This window comes from Streptomyces sp. NRRL S-350 (assembly GCF_000719705.1).
Taxonomy (GTDB): Bacteria; Actinomycetota; Actinomycetes; order Streptomycetales; family Streptomycetaceae; genus Kitasatospora.
The window spans coordinates 26,244-41,959 of the sequence record NZ_JOHO01000070.1; the positions used below are offsets into that span (position 1 = coordinate 26,244).

The 15,716-nt window shown below is 74.8% G+C and carries 15 protein-coding genes; 8 read left to right on the plus strand and 7 right to left on the minus strand.

What is annotated here, in order from left to right:
* Positions 1–109 precede the first annotated feature (109 nt).
* The 4 genes from IF30_RS0135190 to IF30_RS0135205 all read left to right on the plus strand — a co-directional run bounded on the left by IF30_RS0135190 (position 110) and on the right by IF30_RS0135205 (position 3,219).
* The gene (locus tag IF30_RS0135190) at positions 110–667 is read left to right on the plus strand and encodes a hypothetical protein (RefSeq protein WP_199807985.1); all 558 of its coding nucleotides are present in this window, start codon (positions 110–112) and stop codon (positions 665–667) included.
* 167 nt (positions 668–834) lie between these two features.
* The gene (locus IF30_RS0135195; protein WP_234322964.1) at positions 835–1,611 is read left to right on the plus strand and encodes a LamB/YcsF family protein; all 777 of its coding nucleotides are present in this window, start codon (positions 835–837) and stop codon (positions 1,609–1,611) included.
* Entirely contained in the window at positions 1,608–2,246 is a 639-nt protein-coding gene (gene pxpB / locus IF30_RS0135200) for a 5-oxoprolinase subunit PxpB (RefSeq protein WP_030246160.1), read from the plus strand. Before IF30_RS0135195 ends, pxpB begins: the two co-directional genes overlap by 4 nt.
* 109 nt (positions 2,247–2,355) lie before the next feature.
* Entirely contained in the window at positions 2,356–3,219 is an 864-nt protein-coding gene (locus IF30_RS0135205) for a biotin-dependent carboxyltransferase family protein (RefSeq protein WP_030246163.1), read from the plus strand.
* 289 nt (positions 3,220–3,508) lie between these two features.
* Here IF30_RS0135205 and IF30_RS0135210 read toward each other — a convergent pair whose 3' ends face one another.
* On the minus strand, positions 3,509–4,282 hold the full coding sequence (locus tag IF30_RS0135210) for an alpha/beta fold hydrolase (protein ID WP_030246164.1): 774 nt from the start codon (positions 4,280–4,282) through the stop codon (positions 3,509–3,511).
* 178 nt (positions 4,283–4,460) lie between these two features.
* Between IF30_RS0135210 and IF30_RS0135215 the strand changes: the two genes are divergently transcribed.
* Together IF30_RS0135215 and IF30_RS0135220 are read left to right on the plus strand one after the other, a co-directional pair.
* On the plus strand, positions 4,461–4,997 hold the full coding sequence (locus IF30_RS0135215) for a PadR family transcriptional regulator (RefSeq protein WP_030246167.1): 537 nt from the start codon (positions 4,461–4,463) through the stop codon (positions 4,995–4,997).
* Between the two features lie 355 nt (positions 4,998–5,352).
* Positions 5,353–6,195 carry an undecaprenyl-diphosphate phosphatase gene (locus IF30_RS0135220; protein ID WP_030246170.1) on the plus strand — a complete coding sequence of 281 codons (843 nt, stop codon included), beginning with the start codon at positions 5,353–5,355 and terminating at the stop codon, positions 6,193–6,195.
* Between the two features lie 250 nt (positions 6,196–6,445).
* On the opposite strand, the gene IF30_RS0135225 is transcribed toward IF30_RS0135220, so the two are convergent.
* Positions 6,446–7,957: a HEAT repeat domain-containing protein gene (locus IF30_RS0135225; RefSeq protein ID WP_030246171.1), complete on the minus strand. Its 1,512-nt coding sequence runs from the start codon at positions 7,955–7,957 to the stop codon at positions 6,446–6,448.
* Between the two features lie 289 nt (positions 7,958–8,246).
* Here IF30_RS0135225 and IF30_RS0135230 point away from each other — a divergent pair, with 289 nt between their 5' ends.
* A complete protein-coding gene (locus IF30_RS0135230) occupies positions 8,247–8,840 on the plus strand; it encodes a hypothetical protein (protein WP_030246173.1) in 594 nt (197 codons plus the stop codon).
* 27 nt (positions 8,841–8,867) lie between these two features.
* Here IF30_RS0135230 and IF30_RS0135235 read toward each other — a convergent pair whose 3' ends face one another.
* Entirely contained in the window at positions 8,868–10,349 is a 1,482-nt protein-coding gene (locus IF30_RS0135235; RefSeq protein WP_030246174.1) for a hypothetical protein, read from the minus strand.
* 486 nt (positions 10,350–10,835) lie between these two features.
* Between IF30_RS0135235 and IF30_RS0135240 the strand changes: the two genes are divergently transcribed.
* Complete coding sequence (locus IF30_RS0135240) at positions 10,836–12,074, plus strand: phosphotransferase (RefSeq protein WP_324605684.1); 1,239 nt, start codon at positions 10,836–10,838, stop codon at positions 12,072–12,074.
* Positions 12,075–12,123: 49 nt separating this feature from the next.
* Here the strand turns inward: IF30_RS0135240 and IF30_RS0135245 are convergent, their stop codons facing one another.
* From IF30_RS0135245 to IF30_RS0135255, 4 genes are all read right to left on the minus strand, one after another.
* Positions 12,124–13,446: an acyl-CoA dehydrogenase family protein gene (locus IF30_RS0135245; protein WP_078891959.1), complete on the minus strand. Its 1,323-nt coding sequence runs from the start codon at positions 13,444–13,446 to the stop codon at positions 12,124–12,126.
* A 166-nt stretch (positions 13,447–13,612) separates the two neighbouring features.
* The gene (locus IF30_RS50880) at positions 13,613–13,696 is read right to left on the minus strand and encodes a putative leader peptide (RefSeq protein WP_420791189.1); all 84 of its coding nucleotides are present in this window, start codon (positions 13,694–13,696) and stop codon (positions 13,613–13,615) included.
* Between the two features lie 66 nt (positions 13,697–13,762).
* Positions 13,763–14,257 carry a hypothetical protein gene (locus tag IF30_RS0135250; protein ID WP_030246177.1) on the minus strand — a complete coding sequence of 165 codons (495 nt, stop codon included), beginning with the start codon at positions 14,255–14,257 and terminating at the stop codon, positions 13,763–13,765.
* Between the two features lie 775 nt (positions 14,258–15,032).
* Entirely contained in the window at positions 15,033–15,221 is a 189-nt protein-coding gene (locus tag IF30_RS0135255; protein WP_051711888.1) for a DUF397 domain-containing protein, read from the minus strand.
* Positions 15,222–15,716: the final 495 nt, after the last annotated feature.

Below are 15,716 nucleotides of genomic sequence, written 5' to 3' on the forward strand. Positions count from 1 at the left end.
CGCCCCAACCCCCGGGAGCTAGTTGAACACGTTCAAAAGAAGGGACTAGAGTCGGTTCCGCGCAGGCGGGGCCAGTCCCCGCCGTTCTTCGGCATGGAGGTTTCGCGACATGGACGACGACCCCGCGGTCACGGCAACCGACGACCTCGCAGCCACCGCGGCCACCCTCCGCAAGGTCCGGCGCCGGCTGTGGTTCTTCCTGGTCTGCCTGGTGCTCAGCGGCCTGACCGCCTTCCCGCTGGAGACCGAGACCCGCTGGCTGGCCGACCTCGCCACCGGCCCCGCCGCCCCGCTGACCGACCACTTCCCCGCCGCGACGGCCTGGTTCCAACGGGTCCACGAGGGCGTCGCCGAGACCAACCGGAACTACCCCTTCCTGGCGTACGGCACCGACTGGCTGGCCTTCGCCCACCTGGTGATCGGCGCCGCCTTCTGGGGGCCGCTCAAGGACCCCGTCCGCAACATCTGGGTGATCCGCTGGGCGGCCCTCGCCTGCGGGGCCGTCATCCCGCTGGCGCTGATCTGCGGGCCGCTCCGGGGGATCCCGCCGGTGTGGCGGTTCATCGACATGTCGTTCGGCATCTTCGGTGTCATTCCGCTGCTGCTCGTGCTGCGGGCGCTGCGCCCACTGGAACGTTCCTTCACGGAGCCGGAGCCAGCGCACTGAGCCACCCGCACCGAGCCGTCGCGGCCCGCACACCCCTCGTGGAGCCACCCGGGGCGTGCGGGCCGAGCCGCACGCCGCGGGGCCCCGCCGGGGCCGGGGCCACGGACAACGACCTTCCCCCGCAGGCCCTACCATCTGGCTCAACAGCTGCTGGGAGGCGGACGGGCGTGGCCGATGCGGTGATCGATCTCAATGCGGACCTCGGAGAGGGCTTCGGGCGCTGGACCCTGACCGACGACGAGGCACTCCTGTCCGTGGTGACCAGCGCCAACGTCGCCTGCGGCTTCCACGCCGGAGACCCGTCCACGATGCGCCGGGTCTGCTCGCTGGCCGCCGAGCGCGGCGTCCGGATCGGCGCCCAGGTCTCCTACCGCGACCTGGCCGGCTTCGGCCGCCGCGCCATGGACGTCCCGCCGGAGGAACTCGCCGACGAGATCGCCTACCAGATCGGCGCCCTGCAGGTCTTCGCCCGAGCCGCGGGCTCCAAGGTCTCCTACGTCAAACCGCACGGCGCCCTCTACCACCGGGTGGTCTCCGACTCCGACCAGGCCGAAGCCGTCGTGGCCGGCGTACTGCGGGCCGGCGCGGTCTGCGAGGGGCCGCTGCCCGTCCTCGGCCTGCCCGGCTCCCGGCTGCTGGAGGTCGCCGAGGGCGTCGGACTCCCGGTGGTCACCGAGGCGTTCGCCGACCGCGCCTACACCCGCACCGGCACCCTCGTCCCGCGCCGCGAGGCCGGTGCGGTCGTGCACGACCCCGAGGCGGTGATCACCCGCGCCGTCGGCATCGCCCGGGACAGCTCCGTGGAGGCCGTCGGCGGCGAACGGATCGCCGTCGAAGCCCGCTCCCTGTGCGTCCACGGCGACACCCCCGGCGCCGCCCAGCTCGCCTGGCGGGTGCGCGGCGCCCTGGCCTCCGCCGGGGTCCGGGTCGAGGCGTTCACGTGACGGCACGCACCGTACGGCGGGTCGGCGAGCGGGCACTGCTGGTCGAAGTCCCCGGAACGGCCGACGTCACGGCGCTGTACGGATGGCTGCGCGAGCAACAGGAGGCGGGGGCCCTCGGCGAGGTCGAGGAACTGGTACCGGCCGCCCGCACCGTGCTCCTGGACGGTGTCGCCGACGTCGACGCGGTTGCGCGGCTGCTGCGCACGGCCCGTCCGACCGCGGCCGACACCGCGCACGGTGAGCTGCTGGAGGTCCCGACGGTCTACGACGGCGCCGACCTGGCCGGCGTCGCCGCGCTGTGGGGGGTCTCCGAGGAAGCGGCCGTCCGCATCCACACCGAGCCCGAGTACGTGGTCGCCTTCTGCGGCTTCGCCCCCGGCTTCGGCTACCTCACCGGCCTGCCCGCGCGGTACGAGGTGCCGCGCCTGGCCACCCCGCGCAGCACCGTGCCCGCCGGCTCCGTCGCCCTGGCCGGCCCGTACACCGGCATCTACCCGCACCCGTCCCCCGGCGGCTGGCGGCTCATCGGCCGCACGGCGCTCCTCCTCTGGGACACCGACCGCGAACCCCCGGCGCTGCTGGCCCCGGGCGTCCGGATCCGGTTCACGGCTCGACGGGCCGGAGGACGGCCGTGAAGGACAGCGACGAGGGCAGCCACGAGGACAGCCGGGGAGACGGAGGACCGGGCCGGGCCGGGCGCCGGGCCGACCGGCCGTACCAGGAGGCCGGGATGCGGAGGCCGGGATGAGCGTGCTGGTGGTGGTACGGCCGGGGCCGCTGACCACGGTTCAGGACCTCGGGCGGCGCGGCGTCGCGCACCTCGGGGTGCCGAGGGCCGGGGCACTGGACGAGCCGGCGTTGCGGGCCGCGAACCGGCTGGTGGGCAACGAGCCGGGTGCCGCCGCACTGGAGACCACGCTCGGCGGGGTCGCGCTGCGGGCGGTCGGCCCGGCCGTGGTCGCCGTCACCGGCGCGCCCGCGCCCGTGCGGGTGGACGGACGGGCGGCCGCGTGGGGCGCGCCGGTCGTGGTGCCGGACGGGGCGGTCGTCGACGTGGGGACGGCGACCGACGGGGTGCGCTGCTACCTGGCGGTGGCCGGGGGGATCGCCGTCCCGCCGGTGCTGGGCAGCCGCTCGGCGGACCTGCTCTCCGGCCTCGGACCGGCCCCGCTGGGCGCCGGCGACCGGCTGCCGGTCGGCGCCCCACCGCCGTACCGGGCCCGGCCCGACCTGGTGCCGCTGCCCGCTCCCCCGACCGAACTGGTGCTGCGGCTGCGGCTCGGGCCGCGCGCGGACTGGTTCACCCCCGACGCGGTGGACCGGCTCCGCCGCGACACCTACCGGGTCTCCTCCACCGGCAACCGGGTCGGGCTGCGCACCGAGGGCCCGGCGGTCGCGCGCGCCCGGGACGGTGAACTGCCCAGCGAGGGCATGGTGGTGGGCGCGGTGCAGATCCCGCCGGACGGGCAGCCGGTGGTCTTCCTCGCCGACCACCCGACCACCGGCGGCTACCCGGTGATCGGCGTCGTCCCGGCCGCCGACCTCCCCGCCGCGGCGCAGGCCCGACCAGGGACTCCGGTGCGGTTCGTGCCGCTGAGGGAGCGGTGAACGGCGGGAGCGGCGAACGGCGGGAGCGGTGAACGGCGGGAGCGACGCGCAGCAGGGGGCGACGAACGCCGGAGGCGGTGATCGGCCGCGGGAGCGGTGATCGGCCGCGGGAGCGGCCGGTTTCGGTGGCGGGCGGCGCGGGGAGCAGCTCGAAGCCCGGGTGTCCGGTGAGCGGCGTGGGGTCGAGCCGGGACGACGACGGGCATCGGGCGGCTCCTCTGGGGGCGGTCCCGTTCAGCCTGGGACCGCTCGCCACCCTGCAAGACGCTCCGGGCCGGGCCGGTTCCGTTCAGCTCGCCGACCTGAGCGCCTCCGCCGCGGCGGCCGCGAAGCCGTCCGGGTTGTCGAGCATGATGTTGTGCCCGCAGTCCGGGACGGCGACCACCCGTACGCCCGCCGCACGCAGCCCCTCCGCGCCCGCCGGTTCGCCGTCCGCAGCCGGGTGGAGGAAGGTGCGCGGCAGGTCGAGGCCGAGCAGCAGCTCGCGCATGGTCGGCACCGTCGCCCGGGCGAGGTGGCAGGCGCTGCGGTGGAGGGCTTCCGGACCGGCCAGCCGCATCGTGGCCCACCAGAACGCGCCGACCCGCTCGGCGACTTCCTCCCGACCGCCGGCCAGGAACTCCGCTTCGGTGTAGCCCGCGAGGCCGCTGCTGCCGGGCCGCCGCGGGTCGGGGTCGATCCGGTCCAGGTTGGCGTCCACCAGGAGCAGCCGGGAGACGAGCCCGGGGTGCCGGTGCGCCAGGACGATGGCGACGGCGCCGCCCATGCTGTGGCCGACCACCTCGACCCGGCGCGGACCTGCCGCCTCGACGGCCGCCGCAACGGCGTCGGCGTGTTCCTCCAGCGTGTACCCGAAGTCCGTCGGCCGGTCGCTGATGCCGAAGCCCAGGAGGTCCAGCAGCAGCGAGCGGTGCCCGGCGAGGAGCGGGTGGGCGGCGGCAGCGGCGAAGTACACCGGCGAGGTGGCGCCAAGGCCGTGCAGGTAGAGCCGGGCGGGCTCGGCGCCGGGCAGTTCGACCCAGCGGATCAGGTCGCCGTTCGGGGTGACGGGGGCGTGGCGCATCGCGAGGGCTCCTCTTCCAGGTGACCGTGGCGGCTGGGCATCCGGTGGCGCCCCCCAACGCCGAAGGCGCGGGGGTACCCGGGGCACTGCCCGTGACGCAGCCGACCATACCTCGTGTCCGAGGTACCCAGCATTCGATATACCGCGAATCCGAGCGGCCGCATGAGAGAGTGGCGCCATGGCCAAGCTCGCGATCCTCGGGTTCCTGTACGACCGGCCGCTGCACGGCTACGAGCTGCGCCGGCACCTCTCCGCGCTCACCGGACACGTCCAGCCGATCAGCGACGGCACCCTCTACCCGGCGATCAAGCGCCTGGAAACCACCGGGCTCCTGACCCGCAGGACCGAGCCCGGCAGCGCCGCCGCACCCCGGCACACCCTGCACCTCACCGAGGCCGGCCGGGCCGCGCTGCTCGACCGGCTGCGCGAGCCCGAACCGCTCGACATCAGCGACGAGAACCGCTGGTTCACCCTGCTCGCCTTCCTGCGCCACCTCGACGACCCCGCCGCCCAGGCCGCCGTGCTCCGGCGCCGACTGGCCTTCCTCTCCGAGCCTGCGAGCTTCTACTACGACGGGGACCGCCCGCTGGGTGCCGAGGAGTTCTCCGACCCGTTCCGCCGCGGCCAGTTGCTGATCGCCCGCGCCACCACCGAGGCCGAACTCGCCTGGCTGCACGCGACGCTGGCCGACCTCGAAGGAGCGCCGCGCACCTGATCCGCCCGACGGACCGGCCGAAACCGCCGGCCGCCCTCCCCCGCCCGCTCGGCACGGGCGCCTTCGAGCGGGCGCCGGCGGACGCCCCCTGACGGTCGAGCGGTACCGACCGAGGCCCGCACCCGGATGCGGGCGCGGCCTGCCCCCTGGGCGGAAAGAGCCCGGCGGGCAAAGGCCGGACAAAGGGTGAACAAAGAACGGTCACTTTCACCCCGTACCATCGGCCGCGCGCCGGGCCCGCGTGCGCGGCCTGCGGGCCGGCGGGGCGCGGTCGTCCGCATGCCCCCGACCCGCGAGGACCGCACATGCCGCCCCAGCCCCATGCCCGACGGATACCCCCGGCGGGTGCCCGGTGATCGACTGGTTCCACGGGGCCGTCCTCGGCCTGATCCAGGGGCTCACCGAGTTCCTGCCGGTCTCCTCCAGCGCCCATCTGCGGGTCTTCTCCGCACTCCTGGGCTGGGACGACCCGGGCGCGGCCTTCACGGCCGTGACCCAGCTCGGCACCGAGACGGCGGTGCTGATCTACTTCCGCCGGGACATCGCCTCGATCGTGAGGACGTGGGCGCTGTCGCTGTTCCGCCCGGCGCTGCGCTCGGACCCGGACGCCCGGATGGGCTGGTTCGTGATCATCGGCACGCTGCCGATCGGCATCCTCGGGAAGCTGTTCCAGGACACCATCGAGACCCATCTGCGCGATCTTCGGATCATCGGCACGACGCTGATCGTCTTCGGCCTGGTCCTGGCCTTCGCCGACCGCACCCGCGCGATCCGCCACGCCCGTCCGATCACCGACCTCACGCTGCCGCACGCGGGCGTCTACGGCCTGGCCCAGGCGCTGGCGCTGATCCCGGGCGTCTCCCGCTCCGGCGGCACGATCAGCGCGGGCCTGCTGCTCGGCTACAGCCGGGAGGCGGCGGCGCGCTACTCGTTCCTGCTGGCGATCCCCGCGGTGCTCGCCTCGGGGGCGCTGGAGCTGTTCAAGATCGGCGAGGGGCCGGCCCCGGCCTGGGGGCCGACCCTCCTGGCGACCGCGATCGCCTTCGCGGTCGGCTACGCGGCGATCGCCTGGTTCCTCAAGTACATCTCCAGTCACAGCTTCATGCCGTTCGTGGTCTACCGGGTGCTGCTCGGCGTCCTGATCATCGGACTGGTGGCCGGCGGCGTCCTGGCCCCGGACGCCGGCGCCGTGAAGTAGCACCACAGCGCCGTGAAGTAGCCCCACCGCTGTGAAGTAGCCCCACCGCCGTGAAGTAGCACCACCACGAAGGAACACCACCGGCAGAGCCGCCGGGAAGCAGAGCCACCGAGCGGCGGGTCCACCGGGAGACAGCACCACCGGTGAAGTAGAACCGCGTTCCAGAACCGCCCGGGCGGAGGGGTTCCGCGTCCGAAAAGCAGTGGGCCGGGCCACCCGACGGTGTCCCGGCCCACTGGGCGTCGAGGACCTAGCGCCCGTACTCCCGGGCGGCGGTCAGTCGGCCGCGGACGGCGGCGTGGACCTCGGCCTCCTCGGCCGGGTCGGCGGCGAGCCTGCGCAACCGCTCCAGCACACGCGCGTCGCCCGTGGTGGCGACATGGCGCGCGGCGAGCTCACGCGTGGACTCCTCGCAGTCCCAGAGGCACTCGACGGCCGGCCCCTCGGGAAAGTGCACGTCGGTGGCGGCGAGCGCCCGGGCGGCGCGGCCGCGCAGCTCCGAGGAGGCGGCCTCCCCGTAGATGTGGCGCAGGACCGGTACGGCGTCGGCGGCGGCCAGCCGCCCCGCACCGTCCACCAGGGATCCGAGCCCGGTGCCGGAGACCCCGCGCACGGAGACCCAGCGGCGCAGACCGGCGACCACCAGCGGCGCGTCCTCCGGCTCCCCGGCGTCGGCGAGCAGTTGGACGGCGGCCTCGCCGAGGGCACTGTCCGCGCCGCCGCTGGCCGGGTCGGCCCAGCGGCGGGCCTGCGCCAGCACCTCGGGGCCGCGCATCCGGCCGAGCAGTTCGAGGGCGGCCCGGACCATGCGGTCGTCCACGTCGGCGGCGGCGGCTTCGATCAGCTCGACGGCGGCCGGATCCCGTTGTTCGACGAGGTAGCGCAGGGCGGCGCGCCGGGCGGCGGGCAGGCCGTCCCGGGCCGCTTCCAGCAGCGCCGGGCGGTCCTCGGGCCGGACCACGGCCGTCAGGCAGCGGGCGGCCGCGGCGGCGCGGCGGTCCACCGCGTCGGGGCCGGTCGGGGAGTCGGTGCCGCGGGGGGGCTCCGGGCGGGCGTCGGGCCGACCGAGGAAGGCGTCGGCGCCCAGGCCGCCCAGTTCGCCCTGGTCGGCCCAGGCCAGCACGTCGGCGGTGGACCAGCCCGGGGTCACGCCGCTGCGGTTGATCTGGCGCTGCCACAGGTCGAAGGGGGACTGCTCGCCGGCCGCCGCCACTCTCGGGTGGTAGGCGGCCCACAGCCGCCAGGGCCGGGGCTCGTACGCGTTGCGGATGAACTCGCGCAGCTCGGCGTCGCCCTCGGGGCCGGGCGGGAAGTGGTCCAGCACGGCCGTGCCGAGCAGCAGCAGGCCGCGGTCGTCGTCGCGCAGGGCGAGTTCGTCGAGGGCCCAGGCCCAGTTGGCGCCGGTGGCGGCGTACTCGCGCAGCATCAGCAGCGCGTCGCGCCGGCCGTACGCGGCGAGGTGGCCCAGGACGGAGAGGGCGAGGCCGGTGCGGCTCTCGTCGTCGGTGACGAGGTCCTCGGCGGAGTGGAGGTGGTCCTCGATGCCGTCGAGGGGGGCCTCCAGCTCCATGTAGAGGCGGGCGTAGTAGAGGGAGCGGCTCTCGACCTGCCAGTCGGCTCGCGGATCCCTGGTGACGCACTCCTCCAGCGCGGCGATGGCTTCGGCACGGTCGGCGGCCAGCGCGTGGAGCTGCCCGTCACCACGGCCTCGCTGCAGGAGGCCTAGGAGGCTGGCACTGGGTGCTATCACTGGCTCGAACATGAGGTCAGCATCCGTTGCGGCGGTCGTAGTGGCAACGGGATTTCCGTCGCCGGGGGCTCTGGTCGGTACTGCGGTGGGCGCCCGGGCGCCGGAATCACCGAAGGTTACCGCCTCGGGCACGCTTCCGCCCACAGGGCGACGGGGCCCGCTGCCACAGTGGCATATGCCAGAGGAATTTTGCCCTGCGATCTGTCCAAATCGCCCACAGGGGTGAGAACGCTGTGCGACAGTCTTCTCACTATCCGAACGACCCGCACGTGGCGGGCCGTCTCCGAGCGATGGACTCGTCATGAACATGCCCTTAGGCGCCACCCGCCGACCGGACACCGCCACGGTGGACGGCGCCACGGCGGGCGCGAACGGCTCCGGCGAGCAGACCGGCAGCGGAACAGACGGCAGCGTGGACGGCACGGCACAGGAGTCGTCCGGCCCCTCGCTCGACGGCGCCGGCGACGGCGCCGCCGACGCCCCGGGGCCCGACCGCAGGAACGACCGCAGGAACGACCCCAGGCACGACCGCAGCACCGACCCCGGGACCGACCCCGGGGCCGACCGCAGCCTCCTGGGCTGCGCCGAGTGGGACCTGCTGACCGACGGCATCCGCTGGAACGCGGAGACCTACCTCCTCCTCGGGTGCGACCCGGACCACGGCCCGCTCAGCCTCGACCGGCTGCCCGACCGACTCCCCGAGGCGGACCGGCCCCTGCTGCGGCGGGTGATGACCGACGCCCTGGTGCACGGCCGCGTCGCCGCCGGCACCCTGCGGGTCCGCCGGCCCTGCGGCCGGCACCACAGCGTCGAGTACGCGGGCGAACCCGTCCTCGGCGTGGACGGAACCGTCACCGCGCTGCGCATGCTGCTCCGGCCGGCACCGCCGGACTGACCCCCGGCCGGGCCGGGGCCCGCGCCGTCACGTCAGCCGCGGCCGGTTCTTGGCGTCCGCCGCCCGCAGTTCCCGGCCCAGCTCAGCGCGGAGCTCGTCCACCACCGGCAGCCCCCGGTACGCCGCCGTCAGCCGGTACATCTCCCGCAGCCGGTCCCAGGTGCGGTGCGAGGAGTTCTGGCCGATCAGGTTCATCGCCATCTTGGCCTGCAGCTCCGCCGCGTCCGGCTCGCCCGTGATCAGGTGCACCGAAGCCAGGGTGATCCGGTCGAACAGCGCCGAGCGCAGCTGGCCGGTGCCCTCGCGCAAGGTGATCACCCGCTCCGCGTGCCTGCGGGCCCTGGGCGCCGCCGCCGGGTCGTGCTCGGCCAGCGTGCGCAGCACCAGGGCCTGCATGCCGCGCAGTTCGGCCTCGTCGAAGACCTGCATCCAGGACGGCGGCGGCTCCGGCGACTCCTCGGCGAACAGGTCCTCGGCCTCACCGAGCAACCGGTAGGTGTCCTGCGAGTGCCCGATCGACGCGTGCGCCCACGCCTCGACGGTGTTCAGCATGGCGCGCGTTCTGGGCACCAGCTCGCCACCGGCCGCCTTGGCCGCCGACATCAGGTCGAGCGCGTCGTCGGCCCGGCCCAGGTGCACCATCTGCCGCGCGGCCCGCGAGATCGCCTCGCCGGCCCGAGGCCGGTCACCGGCCTCCTTGGCGGCCTCGGCCGCGATCACGAAGTACCGCTGGGCGGTGGGCTCCAGGCCCACGTCGTGCGACATCCAGCCCGCCAGCACCGCGAGGTTTGCCGCCACCAGCCACAACCGCTGCTCCACGGCCGGCGCGTGCCGGTGCGTCAACAAGCCGCCGACCTCGTTGAGTTGACCGACCACCGCCTTGCGCTGCAGTCCGCCGCCGCGGGCCGCGTCCCAGGCCCGGAAGACCTGCACCGAGCGCTCCAGCGACTCCACCTCGTCGAGCCCCACCGGACCCGCGTCGTACACGTCCACCACCGGGCGCGCCCCGCCCCCGGTGACCACCTGTCGGGGCCCGGGGACGGAGGCCGCGTACGCGACCGCGTCCCCGCCCAACCAGCCCTTCAGCGAGTCGGCGACGACCGCCCCGGCCGTGAGCGCGGCTCCGGCGCCCACCAATCCACGTCGGTTCAGCATGAGGTCCATTCCCGTGAACTCGGTGAGGACCGCGGCTGTTCGACCCGGCGACCATGGCACTGCTGCGGACGGCTCCGCTCCGGACCTGGTGGGCCGGTGTCGTTCCAGACCGAGGTCCTCAGTGGTGACGACACGGCCGAGCCGCTCCGTGAACACGGCCGCCAGCACCCTCGGCACCGGATCGCGCGGGATCTCCCCCTGCTCGATCCAACGCCGTACCCTCGACGTGTCGGTGGACAGCTGCATCTGCCCTATCGCGGCACCCCGACGGTTGACCAGCCGCGCGAGCTCGCCCTTCGACCATCCGGTCAGGACGAACAGATCGGCGAGTCGGGTGTTGGGTCCCCTGCTCAATGAAGCCCCCAGGTTCCTCGGCTCCTTCGAGGCTAGAGGCTCCGGCAAGTGCCAGGCGAGCATTCGCCACCGTTCGCCAGGGCCCGCCAGACTACTAAGCCAGTGCCCGACGGGTGTGTTGTAGGGGTGCGCCACTTCGCCCCCCGGGTCGGGCGGCGTCCCACCAGCGTCGGGGCAGTCCCCCGACGGTGTCACGGGGCGCTCCCGGTCCTCACCCGAGGGGGTGGCGCGGCCGGGTGGCGCGGGAGCGCCGGGCACGGCCACGGCAGTCCGGCCGACCGCATTCCCCAGGGTGCGGACGGCCGGAGCACAGCCGACCAGGGGTCCTCGACCCCGCGTCCGTGCCCGGCGCCCGCGCGCCACCCGCCGTACCGCACGCACCACCCCGCAGGGCCGCCGTCACGCCAGGAAGCACACGGCACCGGCCCTCCCCCGCCCCCGCGGGGCCGCACCCGCCGACGGACCGGAAGGGACCACCCTCAGCCCATGTACTCCTCAGCGACGACCCCCACGCCGACCGCGCCCCGCGCCGCGCTGCGCCCCCCCACCGCAGCGACCGGCCGACCAGGCCCCAAGCAGGCTCCCCCCGCGAGCCGTCCGGTGGCTCCGCGCGGCGTCGAGGGCCGGGCCACGGACGCCCGGGTCGTCCCGGCCGGCCGTACCGCCCCGGGTCCTGTCGGCCGTACCGCGCTCGGGCTGCGCGGCCCCGAGACCGCTCCGCCGGCGGGCGGCCGGGTCCCGCTCGCCCGCCAGGCCGACGGGCAGGTGCTGCGCGCCCGGCGGCCCGGCCAGCCCGGCGGGCCCGAGCGGATCGATCCGTCGGCGCTGCAGACCCCGTCCGTCCGGGCCGCGCTGGCGAGCGTCGCGCGGATATGTCCCGCGTTCACCCCGCGCCAGGTCCTGCGCGAGGGCAGCCGCCACATCCTGGTGGCGGGCACCATCGGACGGGCTCCGGTGGTCGCCAAGTGCCTTGCGCCGCAGGCGGTGCGGAGTGAGTACTTCGAGCAGTTGGTGGCGGACTTCCACCACGAGGTCTCGGTGTACCGGGCGTTCGTCCGGCACCGCCCGCCGGTCCGGCTGCCCCGGCTGGTCGCGGCCGACCACGACCGCTGCGTGCTGGTCATGGAGCGCGTCCCCGGCCGCCCGGCCGCCCGGGAGCGCCACCCGGTCAACGCGCCCACCCCGGGCGAGGTGCGGGCGCTGCTCACCGCCGTCCGGACGCTGAACCTGTGGCGGCCGCCGACCGACGTGTTCCAGCCGCGCATGGACTACCAGTGGGAGATCGCCCGCTACCACTCGGTGGGGCAGCTCACCGACCGGGACGCCGGAGACCTGCGCGGCCTGTTGCACGGCCTCGGCCACACCCCCCTCCAGCTCTGCCACGGCGACGCGCTGCTCAGCAACATGCTGCTGGCGCCATCCGGCCCGGTGCTGGTCGACTGGGAGCAGGCCGGCTGGTACCTGCCCGGGTACGACCTGGCGGTGCTGTGGAGCGTGCTCTCCGGGGACACCGCGGCGCGCCGCCAGATCAGCCAACTCGCCCAGAGCGGCGGCACGCTGGCCCGGGACGCGTTCCTGGTGAACCTGGTGCTGGTGCTGATGCGCGAGATCCGGCTGTACGACGTACCGGGGGCCGGCGAGGAACAGCGGATCATGATCCGCCGGCTCTACGACGACGCGGCGCTCGCCCGCCGGGCCGTCCGGGCCGCGGTCGGGACCCGCTGAACCGGCGGCGCCGCGCCACGACAGCGCGGCGCCCGGCAGCGCCTCCGCGCTACGGCCGGGCGCCGCGCTCCAGGGCGGCCCGGCCGGCGGCCTCCAGAACGGTCTCCTCGGCAGCCAGGTGCACCCGGCTGCTGAGCACGTCCCGCAGGTAGCGCTCCAGCGGGTGACGTCGGCTCAGGCCGGGGTTCCCGGTGAGGGCGACGGCCTGCTGGACGGCCGTCGTCGCGGCCCGGGTGGCCAGCAGGTGGGCCGGTCCGGTCCGGGCGACGGCGTCCGGCTCGCCCCGGTCCACCCGGGCCGCGAGGCCCGCGACCAGTTCCTCGGCGCCGATCAGCTGGGCCTCGATCTCGCCGAGGGCGCAGCGGTAGCGGGGCAGGGTGCCGAGCGGTTCGGTCAGGTTGGCCGGGGTGCGCCGGCCGAGGAAGCGGACCAGCCAGGACTCGGCAGCGCGGGCGACGCCGATCGCCACCGCGGACAGGGCCAGATCGTGCCAGGCGCGGGAGAGTTCGGCCTCCGCCCCTTCTCCCGGTCCGCGGCCGCCGAGACCGAGCGCGAGATCGGCCGGCACCCGGACCCGGTCCAGCACCACGTCGTGGCCGGCGCTGGCCCGCAGCCCGAGCTGGTCCCAGGTCGGGTCGATCTCCAGGCCCTCGCTCTCGCCGCGGACCAGGAACGTGCCGATCCTCGGCTCCGCCTCGTCGGTCCGCGCGGTCACCGCCATCCAGGCCAGCGCTTCGGCACCGGTGCAGTAGGTCTTCCGGCCCGTCAGCAGCCAGCCGTCGCCGTCCCGCCGGGCGACCGTCCGCGGCAGCTCACCCGGCTGCGCACCGGGCTCCGCCCACAGCGTGTTGACCAGCGCGGGGCCGCGCCGGGACTCCGTGAGCAGCTTCCGGTAGCCGGCCGTCGGCCAGTCGGCGCGACGGGCCTGCGCGGCGTGCCGCAGCAGGGTGAAGGCCGTGACCACGGCTACCGAGGCGTCCCCCCGGCCGAGTTGGGACAGCACCCGGACGGTGTCGGTGAGCGTGCCGCCCGGCCCGCCGTACTTGCGGGAGACGGTGAGGGTGAGCAGACCGGCCTCGTGGACCGCCTCGATTCCCTGGTAGGGGAAGGTCGCGTCGCGGTCGTGCTCCTCGGCGCGGGCGGCGAGGAGGTCGACCACCCGGGGCAGCCCGGCCAGGGCGGACTCGACGGCCGCGCGGTCGGGCGAGTGGTCGGACTCCGGTCGGCCGGAACCGGGTTGGCCGGAAATCGACGCCGACGGAGTCGTCCGGGACCGGCGGGCGGTCGGACTGTCGACGGTCGGGCGGTCCTCCGGCGAGCGGTCGGAGGACGGGCGGTCGGAGGACGGGCGGTCGGCGGCGCGGGTCGTCATGATGCGGTGCCTCCGGGCGGCAGCGTGGGCTCGACGAATGCGGGCGGCACGCCGTAGGGGCGCGCGGTACCGGCTGGCGGCCCCGGAGGCCGGTTCGCGGCCCGCCCCCGGATTCCGGCGTCGACCCGGCGAGGCCGAGCGCCCGCCGCCGGGGGACGGATCCCCCTCAGCGGCCCGGACACACCGCGCTGGCGGTGCGCCGCAGGTCCAGATGCCTGCGGCGGGTCAGCAGCGGTGGACGGCACGGCATGTTCGCGACTGTACGAACCGTTGATCGATACCGTCAAGCAACGTCCGCCTCCCGGGCGGGCGCCGGTCAGCCCTGCTGAAACATGTCCGCCGGGAGCGGCTTCAGCAGCTGGTACAGGTCGTCCGAAATCGGCCGGTCCCACGAGGCGATGGTGACCAGGACGCCGTCACTGCGGTCGAACTGGGCGCAGAACACGCGCTCCTCGCTGACCTTGACCTTCTTCACGATCAGCAGGTCGTCCCCGAGCATGACCGGAAAGTCCTCGGCCGAGACGAACTCGACCGGCTCGTCGTTCTCCAGCGCCGCGAGCAGCTGCCGCACCTCGAAGGGCACGTCCTCGCCGGTCTCCCGGGCGGGCGAACCCTCGGGGAGGTTGCCGATGAACATCGCCGGGCCTCTGCCGCCGAACAGGTCGTAGCGCAGGAAGATCCCCTGGCAGGAGCCGTCCGGGCCGGTCATCATGGCCGCACCGAAGTCGCCGGGCCAGTCGCCCGGGTCCATCGCGAGCACGTCGAAGTCCGGGCCGGCGGGCTGTCCGGAGCGACGGCGGAGAAAAGACATGGGAACATCGTACGTGTCCGGCACACCGCGTTCGCGAGGTGGGTGGGGCCCCGACGGGGGGCGGACGGGAGATCGACGCTCAGAGACCAATGTTGACTCTGAGCAACCGTCCGGGCTACGTTCGGTTCAGCACGACAGCCGTTCTGGGTTTCACCCTCCGGGGGGACGGCACGTCGCAACGCGGCCCTACACGCGTTTCCCTCACCGTGCACTTTTCGTGCCGAACTGCCGAGCACCCAGCTCCGTCACCGCACACAGCACGAACACACAAGCCAACAGTTCCATGCATCACAAGCCAGATCCGCGGGGCCCCGGCCTGTCGCTCCCGTGGATCTGCTCGGGACGCCGCCGCGTGGGGGCGTGCGGGTCCCGAGCGTCGGTGCCGCATCCGAGTCGCTCTCGGTTTCGGCGCCAGCCTCCCGGCGACTGCCGGCCCTTCACGGGGCCGGGACCGGCCGACGCACCCCGGTGCGCAGGGGATTACTGGGAGGATGGCCTGGCAGCAATGCCGGGCCGCACAGCAGGCGCCGTGTCTGGCCGCGTGGGGGCGGTGGGCACGGCGTCTGCCTGTGCCCAATACTCTGAGCTGCGTTTGTCTAACAGTCAACAGAAATTCTGACGGGGCACGCTCAATGGATCATCGGTCGTGACGTTCGGCCCGATGGATCGCCTGCGGAGCGGCCCCCCGGTCACTCCCGGGGGGCCGCTCCGCCCGTGGCTCGAGTGCTCACGTCCCCTGCCCAGGCGCTCGCGTGCCCGCCCGAGCGCCGGCGGCTCAGGTGAGGTCGAACTCGCCGTCCCGCGCGCCGAGCACGAAGGCCCGCCACTCAGCCGGCGTGAAGACCAGGATCGGCCCGTCCTCCTGGCGGCCGTCCCGCATCCCGATGTACCCGTCCACAAAGGCGATCTGGACGTCCCCGACACCCTGGCTGCTGCACAACCACTCCGCCCCGGTGAAGTCCACCCTGGGCTTCCCGCTCGGCGCCGGCTCCGGCTGCGCGCCCGCGGTCTCCGTGCTCGTTCCGCTGTTGACTGCCACTGACCGATCTCCTCCCGACAGCATTCGGGACCAGCCTAGTCACACCTCCCGGCCCCGGTCAGCGGGTTGACGTGGACTCTCCCGGCCGGGAACGGAAGACGCCGGAGGAGCGGTCGAGGCGTGTCCCGACCGGCGGGGCGGCGAGCAACTGCCAGAGTGCTGCCAGGGCACGGCCCGGCCCCCGGACCCGGACCCCGGAAGGCCGGAGAACGGCCGCGGGGGACTTTCCGGGCCGGCACAGCCACGCACTGGCCGAACCGCACCTGCGAACACCCCGGGCCCCATCCGGGCCCACCCGGTCCACACCACCCCACCGACCCGCCCAAGGGAGCAGCCGATGAGCCGCCGGGACGCCACCCGAGCCGACGTCATCCCCATCTCCGACGCCCCCTCGGCCCACCCCCCGGCGCCCCGCACGCC

Excerpts from the sequence above, each read along its gene's own strand:
- IF30_RS0135190 (WP_199807985.1), top strand. The coding sequence starts at position 110 with ATGGACGACGACCCCGCGGTCACGGCAACCGACGACCTCGCAGCCACC.
- IF30_RS0135205 (WP_030246163.1), top strand. The coding sequence starts at position 2,356 with ATGAGCGTGCTGGTGGTGGTACGGCCGGGGCCGCTGACCACGGTTCAG.
- IF30_RS0135210 (WP_030246164.1), bottom strand. The coding sequence starts at position 4,282 with ATGCGCCACGCCCCCGTCACCCCGAACGGCGACCTGATCCGCTGGGTC.
- IF30_RS0135215 (WP_030246167.1), top strand. The coding sequence starts at position 4,461 with ATGGCCAAGCTCGCGATCCTCGGGTTCCTGTACGACCGGCCGCTGCAC.
- IF30_RS0135225 (WP_030246171.1), bottom strand. The coding sequence starts at position 7,957 with ATGTTCGAGCCAGTGATAGCACCCAGTGCCAGCCTCCTAGGCCTCCTG.
- IF30_RS0135230 (WP_030246173.1), top strand. The coding sequence starts at position 8,247 with ATGAACATGCCCTTAGGCGCCACCCGCCGACCGGACACCGCCACGGTG.
- IF30_RS0135240 (WP_324605684.1), top strand. The coding sequence starts at position 10,836 with ATGTACTCCTCAGCGACGACCCCCACGCCGACCGCGCCCCGCGCCGCG.
- IF30_RS0135245 (WP_078891959.1), bottom strand. The coding sequence starts at position 13,446 with ATGACGACCCGCGCCGCCGACCGCCCGTCCTCCGACCGCCCGTCCTCC.
- IF30_RS50880 (WP_420791189.1), bottom strand. The coding sequence starts at position 13,696 with ATGCCGTGCCGTCCACCGCTGCTGACCCGCCGCAGGCATCTGGACCTG.
- IF30_RS0135250 (WP_030246177.1), bottom strand. The coding sequence starts at position 14,257 with ATGTCTTTTCTCCGCCGTCGCTCCGGACAGCCCGCCGGCCCGGACTTC.